A 15,282-nucleotide genomic window follows, 5' to 3' on the forward strand; every position below is an offset into this window, starting at 1 on the left:
ATTGCCCCTCTCAGCCTCACCATCCTCCTCCTCACCCCCTCCCCCGCACCGAGCCAAAACAACCTCACCACCATCCCCCGCCGCACCATCATCGAAAAATTCTCAGAAAAATACATCGCCGCCGATAAACCACGCATCGTCATCTACATCAACCGCAACCAAATCCCCCCCACCCCCTCTTCCCCTGAATCCATCGTCCCCAACCCAAACCCAGAAAAAAACCAATCCCCCAACGAACCCCAAATCCCCCCCGCAGATGCCCGCACCATAGACGAATGCTTCGCAGCACCATTTTTCGAAGCCGGCGTCCGCTTCGTCGACGAAGACCTAGCAGCCCCACTCCAACGCGCATACGACACCGCAGACAACTTCCTCCACGCCCTCACCCGCAGCCACAACCGCCCCCAAACCGAATTCATCCGCAAAAACGCAGACATCGCCATCGAACTCCTCGTCCACAAAAAACCCACCACCCAAGATCCCCAAAAAGAATCCCCCTACCAAATCAAAGCCACCGCCTACGACCTCACCCTCCCCGGCAGCATCCTCGCCCGTGCCCACACCGACGAGCTAGCAACTGCCGCCCCTGCCCCTTCCCCAAAGCGACCAAATTCCCCAAAAACTCCACTCCAAGAACAATCCGACCAACTCGCACTCCTCCTCATGCAACGCCTCATCCCCACCCTCCAACCGCCCCCCACCGATTAAACTCCCTCCACCCTCCTCCCACCTCACAAACCTCACCCCTCGCACTCCTTGGCTATTGCCCACATCCAAAAAATCCACTACCCTACCCCTCACCATGAAACTTTCACCACACCAACCACTCGCCGGAATCCTACAACCCGTCACCGCCATCCGCACAGAAACCGACCTCGGCATCGGCGACCTCGACGGCCTCCGCCAAATGATCGACTACTGCGCCCGCCACCACCTCAACATCCTCCAAGTCCTCCCCATCAACGAAACCAGCGACGACAACTCCCCCTACAACGCCATCTCCGCCATGGCCATCGAGCCCTCCCTCCTCGACATCCGCCCAGAATCCATCCCCGACCTCTCCCCAACAAAATTCAAAACCATCGCCAAACCAACCCTCCTCAAATCCCTCCGCAACGGCCCCGTCCAATACGAAAAAGTCAAAAAACTCAAACGCCAACTCCTCGAAGCCGCCTTCGACTCCTTCTACAAAAACACCTACGGCACCGGCGACTCCCGCGACCGCGACTTCGCCGCCTTCATCACCGAGCATACCGACTGGATCTACGACTACGCCCTCTTCCGCCTCCTCATGGAACGCCACCACGGCTGGCCACTTTGGCCCACCTGGCCCGAAGAACACCAATCCCCACGCCGTGCCAACGCCTGGCTCCTCACCCTCCACCCCAAAGAACGCCACGAAGCCCTACGCCGACTCCTCTACTTCATCTACGTCCAATGGATCGCCTACCGCCAATGGGAAGCCGTCAAAGCCTACGCCACCTCCAAAAACGTCTTCCTCATGGGCGACATCCCCATCGGCATCTCCCGCTACTCCGCCGACGTCTGGAGCGACCGTTCCATCTTCGACCTCGAATGGTGCGGCGGCGCACCCCCAGAAAAAGTCTTCAAAGCCGACCCCTTCACTGAAAAATGGGGACAAAACTGGGGCATCCCCCTCTACCGCTGGGACGTCCTACGCCAAAGAAACTTCGACTGGTGGCGCCTCCGCGTCCGCAACATCTCCCGCGCCTTCCACATCTTCCGCATCGACCACGTCCTCGGCTTCTACCGCTTCTACTCCTTCCCTTGGACACCCGATCGAAACGACTTCTTCCTCCCCCTCACCGAAGAAGAAGCCCGCGCCCACACCGGCGGCCGACTCCCCCACTTCAAACCATACCCAGACGACACCGAAGAACACAAAGCCGCCAATCGCGCCCAAGGCGAAGAACTACTCTCCATGATCCTCGATGCAGCCGGAGAGACAACCGTCGTCGCCGAAGACCTCGGCGTCGTCCCAGACTACGTCTGGCCCTCCCTCGAAAAACTCGGCATCCCAGGCTTCTCTATCCCCTCATTCCTCCGCACCCCCGATGGCCACTACGCCCCCCCCAGCACATACCGCCGCCTCTCCGTCGCAGCCCCCGCCACCCACGACCTCATGCCCCTCGCCCTAGCCTGGCAACAAGCATGGAAAGACATCGACTCCGACAACGAAACCGATGCAACCAAAGCACGCACCGAAATCCAAGCCATCCTCCACTACGCCGGCCTCCCACACCTCGCCCAAAACCCCCCACGCCAATACACCGACGAAATCCACTTCGGCTACCTCCGCGCCATCCTCTCCTCAAACGCATGGATGGTCATCACCATGATCACCGACGTCTTCGCAGACACCGGCCGATTCAACGTCCCAGGCAAAGCCGACCCAACCAACTGGACCTACCGCATCCCCTACCCCGTCTCCCAACTCGACAACCAACCCGACCTACGCCGCCGCATGGAGACCTACGCCTCCCTCGCAGCCGAATACAAACGCCGCCTCTAATCCCCTCCTATGCACCTCACACTCGGACACACCCCCGACGCCGACGACGCCTTCATGTTCTACGCCCTCACCAAAGGCCTCGTCACCTCCCCCGATATCTCTTTCGAACACATCCTCCAAGATATCGAAACCCTCAACCAACGCGCCCTCCGCGCCGAGCTCGACGTCACAGCCGTCTCCGTCCACGCCTTCGCCTACTGTCACAAACTCTACGCCGTCCTACCCTGCGGCGCATCATTCGGAGTAAACTTCGGCCCACGCCTAGTCGGCCCCAGATCCCTCACCCCAGAACAAATCGCACGCTCTCGCATCGCAATCCCAGGCAAAATGACCAGCGCATTCCTCGCCCTACTTCTCTACCTCAAAAAACGCCCCGGCGACCTCAACCTAATCGAAGTCCCCTACGAACAAGTCATCCCCACCATCCAAAACCAACAAGCCGACATCGGCCTCGTCATCCACGAAGCCCAACTCACCTACCCCGACCACGGCCTCACCCTAAGCCTCGACCTAGCCGCCTGGTGGGCACAAGAAACCGGCGGACTCCCCTTGCCTCTCGGCCTAAACGTAATCCGCAAATCCTTCGACCTCCGCTTCAAACGCCAAGTCGCAAAGCTCATCCGATCCTCAATCCAATTCGCCCTCGACCACCGTCCCGAAGCCCTCGAATACGCCCAACAATTCTCCCGCGGCACCCCCACCTCCCTTACCGATGAATTCATCTCCCGCTACGTCAACGATGTCACCCTCTACCTCACCCCAGAAGCCACACAGTCCCTCCGCATCTTCCTCGATCGCGCAGCCGACGCAGGCCTCACACCAGCTGTCAGAAATATCAACCTCGAATTCGTCAAGGCCTAGTCGCACCGTTCCCACCACTCTGCTGGCGATGCACCAGCACACTCTTCAACGCAGAAATCGCCCGCTCCATCTGAGGATCCTCCACCGTCCAATCAATCCGCGCATCCGCACCACTCCTCAAATACCGTTCCCACCGATGCTGATACAAAGCTCGTTCCTGCTCCAGCGTAATCGGCACCACAATATCCGGATCGATCCCCACTCCATGAATCTTAGTCCGGCGAGGAGTGTAATAATAAGCTGTCGTCAACCGCAGCCCATTCTTTTCATCCAAAGCCACCACCGATTGCACCGACCCCTTGCCAAAAGTCTTCTCACCAACCAACATCGCCCGATTATGATCCTTCAACGCCCCAGCCACAATCTCCGAGGCACTCGCTGAGAAACCATTCACCAACACAACAAGCGGCCATTTCTTAGGAGGCGTCAACCCACGCGCACGATACGTCATCGTAGCCAACCCACTGCGCCCCTCCGTAGTCATGATGATTTTATCCGACTCAAGAAACGCACCAGCCACCTCCACCGCCGCATCCAAAAGACCACCAGGATTATTTCGCAAATCAAGAATCAACGCCTCAATTTCCAACTCCTCAAGCCGTTTGAGCGCAGCTCGAAATTCATCTCCCGTCGCCGACCCAAATTGCTCCAGACGGACATATCCTATCCGCATCTCTCCAGCTCGACGTTCCGAAACAAGCCCGACGTCCTTCACACTACTCACATGCACCCGATCCCGCGTAACCTCAAAACTCAACGTCTTAAGAGCCGCCATCTCCCCACTCGATACAGCCTGCTTATCGGGATCAAGCGGCTTCCTTTCCTGTCGTAGCACAGTGATCGTCACCCGTTCACCCCTGTTTCCACGCAAAAGCGCCACCGCTTCATCTATCGTCATACCCGCGACAGCAACATCGTTGATTTTATGCAACCAATCCCCCGGACGAATCCCAGCTTGAGCCGCAGGCGATCCCTCAAACGCCGCAAGGATCACCAGACGCCCCTCCTGTTCCCCTAAAATAATCCCGACGCCGACGTAATCCCCATCCGTCTCCTCTTGCAACTCCTTAAACTCTCTTTCATCAAGAAATTGGCTGTGCCGATCCAGCGAAGCAACCATCCCCCTCAGCGCAGCTTTGAAAAGTTGAGAATAACTCGTCTTCGACTCATCAACATAATGCTCGCGAATCAACTCAATCACTTTCGCCAGCAGCAGACTCTCCTCGTAGAGATTTTCCTTCTCCTCGCCCGGTAACGGCTCCGCCTTTTTTTCTTCCGCTGCCGATGTAGCACCTGGCACATGCTCCTTCTTCGTAGCCTCCTGCGGCTCTTCAGCCCAAAGCCCAGCAAGATAAAGTTGAAAGCAAAAAAACCCCGCTAGCAGCACGCCCAATAGCCCTCGCACTATCAAAGAGCAGCGAGACACAGAGCTCACAAATAGTCAGTTCGAAAAAACTCGAGGACGAAAATATTCAATCGTCGCCTTAAGGCCTTCATCGAGCGATACCCTAGGCTCCCACCCCAGCCAAGCCTTAGCGCGAGTAATGTCAGGACGCCGCTGTTTCGGGTCATCTTGAGGCAGTGGCTTATATTCAATCGTGCTCGAAGAGCCAGTGATCGCAATAATCTTCTCTGCAAACTGCCGGATCGTCATTTCATCCGGGTTGCCGATGTTGCACGGCTCATGGTAGGGCGATTGAGAAAGCCGAAAAATTCCGTCAATCAAGTCCGAGACGTAGCAAAAACTTCGCGTCTGTAAACCATCCCCAAAGACAGTAAGCGGCTCCCCACGAAGCGCCGCACCAATAAATGACGGCACTACACGCCCATCACGAAGCCGCATTCTCGGACCGTAAGTATTAAAAATCCGCACGATTTTGGTATCGACACCATGCGTGCGATGATAAGCCATAGTCATAGCTTCGGCAAAACGCTTCGCTTCATCATACACTCCACGCGGCCCTATCGCATTTACGTTACCCCAATACTCCTCCTTTTGAGGATGCACGAGAGGATCACCATAGACTTCCGATGTCGACGCTAAGAGGTAGGTCGCTTTCTTCGCCTTTGCAAGACCCAGCGACCGGTGCGTGCCTAAAGAACCCACCTTCAACGTCTGAATCGGCAACTCAAGGTAATCCATCGGACTCGCAGGCGATGCAAAATGAAAAACCGCATGAACCGCTCCAGGCACATGTATAAATTCTGTAACATCCTGCTCAATAAAGGAAAATCGAGGCTCGCGAGCCAAATGCGCGATATTATCCGCATGCCCAGTGAGGAAATTATCTATCCCGATAACTTGATAACCTTCCCCCAAGAGACGATCCGTAAGATGGCTCCCAAGAAAGCCGGCTGCACCGGTGACTACTGCAACTTTCATAGAAAATTTGTAGCCTTATACACAAGCCAACTGCCGTGGCGAGCCTTTATCGAATGGACAGAGATTGCGTTTCAGAAACGTTGGCCTTTTTCAATAGCCCGCAATTCAGACATTTTGATCTGAGGCAAATGAAGTTCATCTTCCCACTGATCAAAGAGCTTGCCGATGCCACAACAGCATAGATTAAAGCGCCAGGCTATCCATTTCACCATATACGGATTGAAGGTGTAAAATCCGACAAAACGTTTTTTTGCAGGATCGCTCGTTTTATTGATTTGGCGAGCTATCAGAACTGCACGGCATCCCGCACTCCGAAAGAGCGTGATCCAATACTTGAGAATGCGCGGGTCCTGTGTCTGACAGAAATCCACGCGTTTGCGCCTCGATGGAGTCTGCCCACAACCCCAGACACGTATGGATTCAAAAGTCTGAGCTAGTGCTTTGAATCGCGCGTCTTCCTCCCTGTAGTAGTCGAAGTCCTGCCAGACTCCAATAATTCGCCCTTGATCCACCTTTTTGGCTAGATCCAAAATGGCACAGCTGAGAAATTTCAGCGTGTGCAAATCGAAGACGTAACAGCGATCGCTACGCGGCATGACTGAGTTCTTCCCCAAAAGATGTGTGCCATCTCGACGCTCAATCACTGGAATGGCGTAGGGCGTCTTCCCCAGCTCCTGTGCAGCCTTCTCATAATGCTCTCGAAAAAGATGAATTGCTCTCCTCTCACATGGAGTCTCCGCAAATACACTGCCTACGGGTGAGTCTTGGAGCATATCGTGATACGCATCTAGTAAAGTATCAGTTTCACTTAAGGCAAATTTTTTTTCGTCGAAGCACGGCGAAGGCGATCGTTTATCGCGCGGCCAAGCCCTTCCTCTGGCCATTCCCATGCGTAAGCCACTAGCAACGTCGGATCACGATCAAAGGCTCGCAACGCTTGAAATAAACGCGGTGCCGCTTCAATACTATCGATAGCAGTCGAAAGATTCCAAATCTTATCATAACCAGAAGGCGTCGTGGCCCCATAGCCAATCCAAGCAGCACGCGGAGGGGGATCATGAGGCTCCTCCGGCGAGATAAGATGAAGAGGCTTGCTTGGCGCATAGTGAGTGCTCAGAAGGCCAGGGGAACGATATCCGGCCTCTGGCGAAGCGGTTGACTCTATATCGATTGGCTGCCCCAAAAAAGCCTGCAGCGTCTCTAGAGCAACTCCTCCCGGTCGCAGTATTTTAGGAGGGCGATCAGGCTCTTGCGGCACGTAAAGGACGGTGGATTCAAGCCCTATTGAGCACGGGCCTCCATCTAAAATGCCTAAAGGAAATGCCTCAAATTCATCCATGACATCACGCGCACAAGTCGGGCTTATGCGCCCGGAGCGATTGGCGCTAGGTGCTGCAAGAGGAAAATCCAGCTCTCGGAGGAGAGTCAAAGTTAACGGATGATTCGGGACGCGCACGGCTACGGTGGCGTGTCCAGCGGTGACGATTTCAGGGATCGTTTCCTTTTTGGGGAGCACCAGCGTCAAGGGACCAGGCCAAAAAGCCTTAGCCAGTCTCTCAGCAAGCGGGTTGAAATGCGCATACGGTAGCAGCGCTTCGTATGAGGATCCGTGGACAATGAGTGGATTGAAAGCTGGACGGCCTTTCCAAGCAAAGATGCGAGCGACTGAGTCTGGACGCGTAGCATCAGCGGCTAGGCCGTAGACAGTCTCCGTAGGAATGGCTACGCACTCTCCGCGACGCAACATTTCAAGAGCGATCTCCAGAGGGATGAGGCTTGCTTTCACAATGGAGGATGGGTTATAGACTGAGGTAAGTGTGAATCACTAGCGGAGCTGGGGCATGAGTCAAAGTTTGAAGATTGTGTTTGTCGGCACTTCAGCTTTTGCTGTGCCAGCTTTAAACGCTCTAGCAAAAGACGATCGGGTGAGAATAATCGCAGTGGTCACACAGCCTGATCGCCCGTCGGGGCGCGGGTTGGCCTGCCAGCCCTCGCCTGTGAAAAAAGCCGCTTTTGAAATTGGCTGCCGCATTTATCAACCCGAACGTTTTCACGAAGGGGGAATCTTGGAGCAGTTGCGGTATGAAGCTCCGGATCTAATGGTCGTGGCTGCCTATGGGCAGATATTGAAACGCCCCGTCTTAGATTTGCCGCGGCTTGGTTGCTTGAATATCCACGCTTCACTGTTGCCAAAATATCGCGGTCCTTCGCCGATCCAGACGGCAATATTAAATCGAGAAAAAGAGACAGGTGTGACGATCATGTGGATGGATGAAGGATTGGACACGGGAGATATTTTTCTACAGGAACGCGTGCGTTTGCGAAGACGAGAAACGGCAGTGACGCTTCATGATCGCCTTGCAGAGCTGGGAAGTAAGATGATCATAGAGGCGGTGAGACGTATTCAGAGCGGGCAGATTACACGAATCCCTCAGTCGGGAGAGCCTTCGTGGACAAAAAAAATTCTACGCGAGGATGGTAAGATAGACTGGACGCAGAGTCGCGAAGCAATTGATGCGCAGATCCGAGCCTTACAGCCGTGGCCAGGGGCATATACAACCGTTCGCTTAGCTAACGGGTGTAGCGGCGTGATGAAGATTTATTCGACGATTTTGTCCAGGCGTGCTCGAGGACGTGCGGGTGAAGTGTTGCGAACAGATCGTCACGGAATTCTTGTGGCGTGCGGAGAGACTGGCGGCTTGCTCTTGAGAGAAGTGCAACTGGAAGGACGACGGCGGATGCATGCCAGAGATTTTATTTTAGGACATCCAATCGCTATCGGAACTATTCTTGGGGAGTGAGGGTGGGGCAGAGGAATTCCTAGACTGGGAACAAAAGGGTCTAGAAATAAAAATTAAAAAAATTCAGGAATTTTGTTGCCAGACTATACAGCCTATAGTATGGGTCTTTTACGAAGACACAATATGATGACGGGCTAGACTTTTTACGCATATTTAGTAAAAAGGGTCTTTGTTAATCGTTGCTGTTCAAGGTGTTTTGAAAGGAATTTGCGTGGAATAGCGTTGACAAAAGTGGGGAATAATGGGAAAAAGTGGGGATTGAAATTTAGTCTTTATGACGCCACCACCGTTGGTCGCAACTTATACGGATACTTTTTGTATGTCGTTGGATGAAAAAGGGCGTGTGGCTATTCCCGCTGAGTGGCGTTCGGAGATCTTTGAGACTTACCTATACGCCTTCCCGGCGGAAGGGTGTCTGCGTGTCTATCCTGCTTCATGGCTTAGCCGCCTACAGGAGGAATGGCGTTTCCTCGGGGAGGATGACCCGCGCCGTGAGCATTTACGGGCGTTGTATGCTGTTGCTCAGCTTATTCAATGGGATCGAGACAAGCAGAGTCGTTTTATGATTAAAGAACGGTTGCGAAAGCATGCGGGCTTGCGCAAGCACGTGGTGATGTGCGGAAGGGGCGACCACTTTGAAATATGGGCTGCGGAGACATGGAAGGAGCAACGCGGGATGCCATTGGTGGAGGAGTTGTTAAAGCAACTCCATCAATCAAAGTCGGGTGTGAGCTAATGAATGGCCGGTATGAAGTGGAGCATGTGCCAGTGTTGCTTGGGCGCTTTTTGGAAGCGACGCAGCCCGTCGAAGGCGAATTTTGGTTGGATGCGACTTTTGGAAGAGGAGGGTATTCGTTGGCTTTGTTGGAACGAGGATGTCGAGTCTGGGCTTTGGACCAAGATGAGGAGGCGGCTCGAGCAGCTAAACGTTTCGAAGTTCGATGGGGAAACCATTTCTGTTTTTACCGGGAGAATTTCAGAATGATGAAAAAGCTTTTTGATACAGCGCAAATTCCAAAAGTTGATGGGGTGATCATGGATCTAGGGTTATCCTCGCCCCAGATCGCCTCGGCCGAGAGAGGGTTTAGTTTTATGGAGGATGGTCCTCTAGACATGCGGATGGATCAACGCCAAAAATTAACGGCAGAAGAGGTTTTGAATACATGGAGTGAAGAATCCTTAAGGGAGGTGATCGCCGTATACGGAGGCGAACGTCATGCCCGCACCTTAGCGCGAGCGATTGTGAGACGACGCAAATTGACCCCATGGAAACGCACCAGAGAGCTAGCCCAGCTCGCTTGTGAGATTGTGAAGACCTCTCGCGCTTCCCGAATACATCCTGCGACGCGTTTATTTCAAGCCATACGGATAGCTGTGAATGATGAACTAGGGGCGTTGAGAGAGGGCCTTGAAGGAGCGGTAGTGGGCTTAAAGCCAGGAGGCAGGCTGGCGGTCATCAGTTTCCATTCTGGAGAAGATCGCTTGGTGAAACACTTTATGCGGCATCACCACGCATCCTATGCCCAGACCCGAGAGGGAGAACAAAACGGGGCACTCGCATTATTTTCAAAAGTAGAGAGATGGCTGCCTGATAAGAATGAAATACGTGACAACTCACGTTGCCGCTCTGCCCGTCTCCGCATTGCCTACAAAATAGGAGGCAAATATGAGTAGAAATCGCCGCCTCTCATCTGCCAACCTTCATTGGGCTCCAATACTAGGTTGGGGCGCGATGCTCGTATTTCTAGCAGTGCTTGGACTTTTGTTTTTGCACTACAAAAACCAAATCATCACCGTGGCTGAAGAGACCGCTCGTCTAGAGAAAGAATATGCACTCTTGAGACAAAGGACTGCCGTTTTACAAGCTGATTTAGATAATTTAAAAGCTCCCCAAGAGTTGAAACGGAGAATCCGCAACTACAACTTCGTCAGTATTAACGAAGTGCCTGTGATTTATATTCAGCGAGGTAATGACCGCATCGCATCTCACACCCAGGGAGGTGCTGTCCGATGAAAATCATTCAGTATCGTGTCTTCCTCCCCATATTTTTCATGGTGATCGGGTTCACAGCGGTATCTCTTCGTCTGATTCACATACAACTCATTCATCAAGAAAAATACAAACAATACGCGGAGAAAAGACACGTCGGAAAAATCCCACTACCCGCCAGACGAGGCAGCATTTTTGATATTCATGGCCAAGCCTTAGCACAGACAATCACAGTTTATGATGTGCGAATGGATTGTGAACTTATTTTGAAATCTCCCAAGGTGATCCCAACAATAGCGCAGGAATTGGATATCCCACTTTTTCACCTACAACGACTTATAGATCCCAAAAATCGATATCTGCTCATTAAGCAAAATGTCCCTCATGATGTGATAGAGCGGCTACGGTCTTATCGTACACCCGGATTGATTTTTGAAGAACGTTCTATACGAAATTACCCCAATCAAGAACTATTGGCCAACCTTCTCGGGTTTCTAAATCACAACGGCACCGGTGCTGCCGGAATTGAACGCGCCATGGACAGATACTTGTCCGGTATCCCTGGCGAGAGAGTTGTAGACAAAGACGGCCGTCAAAGGCCTATCCCTGCTTTTATACGCGATGAGACTCCACCCGTAGATGGATACGACGTTACCCTTACGATTGATTTAAGTATCCAACACATCATCGAAGAAAGCCTAGATGGCATCATGGCTGAGCACCGTCCTCACGCTGCTCATGTCATAGTTATGCGACCCAAAACCGGCGAAATTCTGGCAATGGGTAATCGACCAAGCTTTAATCCAAACTTTCGTCCTACGCAACTTTCCTCCGTCCGCAACCGCTGCCTCACCGACATCCTCGAGCCTGGATCCACCTTCAAAATCGTCACCCTAGCAGCTGCTATTAACGAAGGCCTCGTCAATCTCGATGATACCATCGACTGCGAAAACGGCCACTTCTTCTACGCAAACGAATGGCTTCGCGATACACAACCCCACGGGCTTCTCACCGTCGAAGAAATTATGATGAAATCCAGCAACATCGGCTTCGCAAAAATAGCTCTAATGCTACGCGCAGACCGCCTCTACGATTACGCTTGGCGATTCGGCTTTGGTCAACGCACCCAAATCCTCCACAACCAAGGTGAAGCCGCAGGCATCCTTCGACCTGTCCATCAATGGACAAAACTCTCTATCACACGTATCCCTATAGGTCAGGAAGTTGCGGCTACCCCGCTTCAAATGGCCAACGCGATGTGTGTCATTGCAAACGGCGGCCGCCTCATGATGCCGCGTGTGATAAAACGCATCACAGACTCTAATGGCCGAATAGAGAAAGAATACAAACCTCAAATCGTTCGACAAGTCATCACCCCTCATACCGCACGCCTCGTCTCACAATCGCTCAGAAGCGTCGTATCGCGCGATGGCACTGCGCAAGCTGCAAATATAAAAGGCTTAGAAGGCCGCGTAGCAGGAAAAACCGGCACAGCACAAAAATTTATTGACGGCAGTTACTCACGCCAAAAATACGTTTCCTCCTTTATTGGTTATTTTCCAGAAGATGACCCACAAGTCCTCATCCTCGTCATCGTCGACGAGCCAAGCAACAAGGAATTTTACGGCGGTCGAGTCGCAGCCCCTTGGTTTAGCTACATAGGTGAACAAATCGCTGAATATCTCGGCATCCCCAGAGAATCAACAAATCCCGCTCCTCAATATCCACTCCATCAAGCCAAACCCTCATCAAGATCCGTATCCATAGATCCCGAAATCTCATCCTACTACAATGCGGAGGAATACCCATGATTCTCGAAGAGCTCATCCCCATCCTCGATCCCATCGAAATCCGCGGAACCACCCGTCGCAAAATACACGGAATCTCCTACGACTCCCGTAAAACGCGACCCGGAGATTTTTTTCTCGCCTGGAGCACAGACCACACGCCACTTCAACAAATCGCGGAAGAAGCCTCAAAAAAAGGCGCCTCCGCTATCGCGCTCGAAGTGCTCCCCATCCTCAACTCCACAACCTCGACACTCATTCATGCTAAAGATATCCGAAGAAAACTCGGGCCCGTATCCGCCCATTTTTACCAACACCCAGCAAAAGACCTCACCCTCATCGGCATCACCGGCACCAACGGAAAAACAACCACCGCCTTCCTCGTTCAACACCTCTTCAATCAACTCGGTCACCCCTGTGGACTCATCGGCACCGTCCATTACGACCTCGGCCAACGCATCCTACCCGCCTCCCGCACTACTCCAGAAGGAAGCGACCTACAACACATGTTTTTTACCATGAAGCGACAAGGCCTCACCGCCGCTGCATTAGAAGTCTCCTCTCACGCTCTCCATCAAGGCCGCACTGAGGGAATCCCGTTTGATATCGCTATCTTCATGAACCTCACCCCAGACCACCTCGACTACCACGGCACCATGGAAAACTACTATCAAGCAAAAAAAATTCTTTTCACAACCCTTGCCCACACCTCAAAACCGCACCCCTTCGCAATCATCAACACAGATGACACCTACGGCTTACGCCTATCGCAAGAACTACGTGCCGAACATTTCCCACACCCAATCCAAACCTTCGGCTTTAACGTCACCGCCTCTCCCTCCATTCTCATCTCCAACCACTCCCTCCGCTCACACGGACAAAGCTTTACCCTCAGCATAAACCAGACTCAATACACAATCGAAATTCCACTAATCGGCCACTACAACGTCTACAATGCCACAGCCGCATTCGCTGCCGCATATTTCAAAGGTCTACCTCCCCCAAAAATCATCGAAACCCTCCGCCAAGCCCCCCACGTCCCAGGCCGCATGGAAAAAGCAGGCACCACACCTAATGGCGCCACCGCGATCGTAGACTACGCTCATTCCCCTGATGCAGTAGAAAAAGCACTACTCACCCTTCGGCAACTCCACCCCTCCCGCCTCACCATCGTCATCGGATGTGGCGGCAATCGCGACCGCTCAAAACGCCCTCTCATGGCACAGTCTGCCCTACAACACGCAGACTTCGCCATCTTCACAGCCGATAACCCCCGCTACGAAAGCTTGAGCGACATCCTCAACGACATGGCCGAAGGCGCTGATGCCATCGGCAAAACCAACTACCTCATTATCGAAGATCGCCGTGAAGCCATCTCCACTGCCTTGCGCCAAGCCATTCCAGGAGAAATTGTCCTCATCGCCGGAAAAGGCCATGAGACCACCCAACAAATCGGCCCCATCTTTACCCCCTTCAATGACATCGAAGTCGCCCGACAAATCATTAACCAACTCCCTCACCCCTAACTACCATGCAGCTTGCTCTCACCACTCTCCTCTCCTGGACACAAGGACGCCTGATCCAAGGTGACGCCGATACCCCCATCCAGCGCATCCACACCGATACACGATCCCTGCAACCAGGCGATCTCTTCCTCGCACTCCAAGGCGACCGCTTCGATGGACACGACTTCATCCAACAAGCCATCGATAAACACGCAGCTGCCCTTTGCCTATCCCGTCCCCCAAGCCAACCCGTTCCACCCCATCTCCCCATACTCCTCGTCAACGACACCCTCAAAGCCCTCCAATCCATAGCCGCCCACTACCGCAACTCCCTCCCTGCTGACGTTATCGCCATCGTCGGATCCAACGGCAAAACCAGCACCAAAGACATCCTCGCACAAATCCTTAGTCGCCGCTTCACCATTACCCAAACATACGCCAACTACAACAACCACATTGGTGTCCCACTCACCCTCCTCACAATTACTCCAGCCCACCATTTCGCCGTCGTAGAGCTCGGCACCAACCACCCCGGCGAAATCACCACCCTAGCTCAGATCGTCCAACCCGATCTCGTCCTCATCACCAATATCGGACGCGAACACCTCGAGTTTTTCAAAAACCAAGAAGCCGTAGCCCAAGAGGAAAGCTCCATCCTTCAGCATCTCTCCCCCGATGGACAAGCCATTCTCAACGCTGACGACCCGTGGACCCCATGGATTCAACATCGCTACCCCACCACCCCCACCACCCTCGTAGGCCTAGAATCCACCACCGCCACATGGCGTGCTGAAATTCATCACTCCTCTCTCCACTCAATTCACTTCACTCTACACTCCCCTCACGGATCGATCTCCGCAACCCTTCCTTCCCCAGCAAAATTCCTCCTCTACAACGTCCTACAAGCCTCCGCAGCCGCACACTGGGCTGGACTCAGCCTCCCCGAAATTCAAGCCGCCATCGCTCACCTCCGCTTGCCCCACCTCCGCATGCAAATCATCTCTCTCCAAAACCAACGCACCTTACTCAACGACTGCTACAACGCCAATCCAGACTCAATGATCGCTGCCCTCACCACACTCATCGAGCTAAACGACATCCCACACAAAGCCGCCATCCTCGGCTCAATGGCCGAACTCGGCGATTGCGCCCCCATAGAACACCTCGAAATAGGCCGTTTCGCAGGCTCCCATCCACTGGATTGGATCATCGCCGTAGGCCCCCACGCCGCTTCCATACAAGAAGGCGCCCTACTAAGCGGCTTCCCACCCTCCCGCATATTTATCTACCCATCTGCCTCCGAAGCCATACCACGCGCAATCGAAAAATTTCAACCTCACACAGCACTTCTCATCAAAGGCTCTAGATCTGTGGCTCTCGAAACCATCGCAGAGGCCCTACAACAACATTACCAAAACTAAC

The 15,282-nt window shown here is 53.3% G+C and carries 14 protein-coding genes; 10 read left to right on the top strand and 4 right to left on the bottom strand.

What is annotated here, in order from left to right; genetic code table 11:
- The 3 genes from NZM04_08775 to NZM04_08785 all read left to right on the top strand — a co-directional run.
- Positions 1-708 (top strand): hypothetical protein (locus NZM04_08775; GenBank protein ID MCS7064115.1); only part of this gene is annotated, 708 nt, incomplete at its 5' end.
- Positions 709-802: 94 nt separating this feature from the next.
- Positions 803-2,533 (top strand): 4-alpha-glucanotransferase, encoded by a 1,731-nt coding sequence (locus NZM04_08780; protein ID MCS7064116.1) that lies wholly within the window; start codon positions 803-805, stop codon positions 2,531-2,533.
- A gap of 9 nt (positions 2,534-2,542) precedes the next feature.
- The gene (locus NZM04_08785; protein ID MCS7064117.1) at positions 2,543-3,394 is read left to right on the top strand and encodes an ABC transporter substrate-binding protein; all 852 of its coding nucleotides are present in this window, start codon (positions 2,543-2,545) and stop codon (positions 3,392-3,394) included.
- Here NZM04_08785 and NZM04_08790 read toward each other — a convergent pair.
- From NZM04_08790 to NZM04_08805, 4 genes are all read right to left on the bottom strand, one after another.
- Entirely contained in the window at positions 3,384-4,781 is a 1,398-nt protein-coding gene (locus NZM04_08790; GenBank protein MCS7064118.1) for a S41 family peptidase, read from the bottom strand. The two genes, NZM04_08785 and NZM04_08790, sit on opposite strands and share 11 nt — an antisense overlap.
- Positions 4,782-4,835: 54 nt before the next feature.
- Entirely contained in the window at positions 4,836-5,777 is a 942-nt protein-coding gene (locus NZM04_08795) for an SDR family oxidoreductase (GenBank protein ID MCS7064119.1), read from the bottom strand.
- A 71-nt stretch (positions 5,778-5,848) separates the two neighbouring features.
- Entirely contained in the window at positions 5,849-6,550 is a 702-nt protein-coding gene (locus tag NZM04_08800) for a hypothetical protein (protein MCS7064120.1), read from the bottom strand.
- 35 nt (positions 6,551-6,585) lie between these two features.
- Positions 6,586-7,563 (bottom strand): L-threonylcarbamoyladenylate synthase, encoded by a 978-nt coding sequence (locus NZM04_08805; GenBank protein MCS7064121.1) that lies wholly within the window; start codon positions 7,561-7,563, stop codon positions 6,586-6,588.
- A gap of 55 nt (positions 7,564-7,618) precedes the next feature.
- Here NZM04_08805 and fmt point away from each other — a divergent pair, with 55 nt between their 5' ends.
- The 7 genes from fmt to murF all read left to right on the top strand — a co-directional run bounded on the left by fmt (position 7,619) and on the right by murF (position 15,281).
- Positions 7,619-8,578 carry a methionyl-tRNA formyltransferase gene (fmt, locus tag NZM04_08810; protein MCS7064122.1) on the top strand — a complete coding sequence of 320 codons (960 nt, stop codon included), beginning with the start codon at positions 7,619-7,621 and terminating at the stop codon, positions 8,576-8,578.
- A gap of 319 nt (positions 8,579-8,897) precedes the next feature.
- Complete coding sequence (locus NZM04_08815; GenBank protein MCS7064123.1) at positions 8,898-9,314, top strand: division/cell wall cluster transcriptional repressor MraZ; 417 nt, start codon at positions 8,898-8,900, stop codon at positions 9,312-9,314.
- A complete protein-coding gene (rsmH, locus tag NZM04_08820; protein ID MCS7064124.1) occupies positions 9,236-10,252 on the top strand; it encodes a 16S rRNA (cytosine(1402)-N(4))-methyltransferase RsmH in 1,017 nt (338 codons plus the stop codon). Before NZM04_08815 ends, rsmH begins: the two co-directional genes overlap by 79 nt.
- Entirely contained in the window at positions 10,245-10,592 is a 348-nt protein-coding gene (locus tag NZM04_08825) for a septum formation initiator family protein (protein MCS7064125.1), read from the top strand. Before rsmH ends, NZM04_08825 begins: the two co-directional genes overlap by 8 nt.
- A complete protein-coding gene (locus NZM04_08830; GenBank protein ID MCS7064126.1) occupies positions 10,589-12,379 on the top strand; it encodes a penicillin-binding protein 2 in 1,791 nt (596 codons plus the stop codon). The genes NZM04_08825 and NZM04_08830 overlap by 4 nt, the downstream gene beginning before the upstream one ends.
- Positions 12,376-13,881 carry a UDP-N-acetylmuramoyl-L-alanyl-D-glutamate--2,6-diaminopimelate ligase gene (locus NZM04_08835; protein MCS7064127.1) on the top strand — a complete coding sequence of 502 codons (1,506 nt, stop codon included), beginning with the start codon at positions 12,376-12,378 and terminating at the stop codon, positions 13,879-13,881. The genes NZM04_08830 and NZM04_08835 overlap by 4 nt, the downstream gene beginning before the upstream one ends.
- A gap of 5 nt (positions 13,882-13,886) precedes the next feature.
- The gene (gene murF / locus NZM04_08840) at positions 13,887-15,281 is read left to right on the top strand and encodes a UDP-N-acetylmuramoyl-tripeptide--D-alanyl-D-alanine ligase (GenBank protein MCS7064128.1); all 1,395 of its coding nucleotides are present in this window, start codon (positions 13,887-13,889) and stop codon (positions 15,279-15,281) included.
- The last annotated feature ends 1 nt before the right edge of the window (position 15,282 follow it).

The sequence above is a fragment of the Candidatus Methylacidiphilales bacterium genome, from assembly GCA_025056655.1.
GTDB lineage: Bacteria > Verrucomicrobiota > Verrucomicrobiia > Methylacidiphilales > JANWVL01 > JANWVL01.

Excerpts from the sequence above, each read along its gene's own strand:
- NZM04_08780 (MCS7064116.1), top strand. The coding sequence starts at position 803 with ATGAAACTTTCACCACACCAACCACTCGCCGGAATCCTACAACCCGTC.
- NZM04_08785 (MCS7064117.1), top strand. The coding sequence starts at position 2,543 with ATGCACCTCACACTCGGACACACCCCCGACGCCGACGACGCCTTCATG.
- NZM04_08795 (MCS7064119.1), bottom strand. The coding sequence starts at position 5,777 with ATGAAAGTTGCAGTAGTCACCGGTGCAGCCGGCTTTCTTGGGAGCCAT.
- NZM04_08800 (MCS7064120.1), bottom strand. The coding sequence starts at position 6,550 with ATGCTCCAAGACTCACCCGTAGGCAGTGTATTTGCGGAGACTCCATGT.
- fmt (MCS7064122.1), top strand. The coding sequence starts at position 7,619 with ATGAGTCAAAGTTTGAAGATTGTGTTTGTCGGCACTTCAGCTTTTGCT.
- NZM04_08815 (MCS7064123.1), top strand. The coding sequence starts at position 8,898 with ATGTCGTTGGATGAAAAAGGGCGTGTGGCTATTCCCGCTGAGTGGCGT.
- rsmH (MCS7064124.1), top strand. The coding sequence starts at position 9,236 with ATGGAAGGAGCAACGCGGGATGCCATTGGTGGAGGAGTTGTTAAAGCA.
- NZM04_08825 (MCS7064125.1), top strand. The coding sequence starts at position 10,245 with ATGAGTAGAAATCGCCGCCTCTCATCTGCCAACCTTCATTGGGCTCCA.
- NZM04_08830 (MCS7064126.1), top strand. The coding sequence starts at position 10,589 with ATGAAAATCATTCAGTATCGTGTCTTCCTCCCCATATTTTTCATGGTG.
- NZM04_08835 (MCS7064127.1), top strand. The coding sequence starts at position 12,376 with ATGATTCTCGAAGAGCTCATCCCCATCCTCGATCCCATCGAAATCCGC.
- murF (MCS7064128.1), top strand. The coding sequence starts at position 13,887 with ATGCAGCTTGCTCTCACCACTCTCCTCTCCTGGACACAAGGACGCCTG.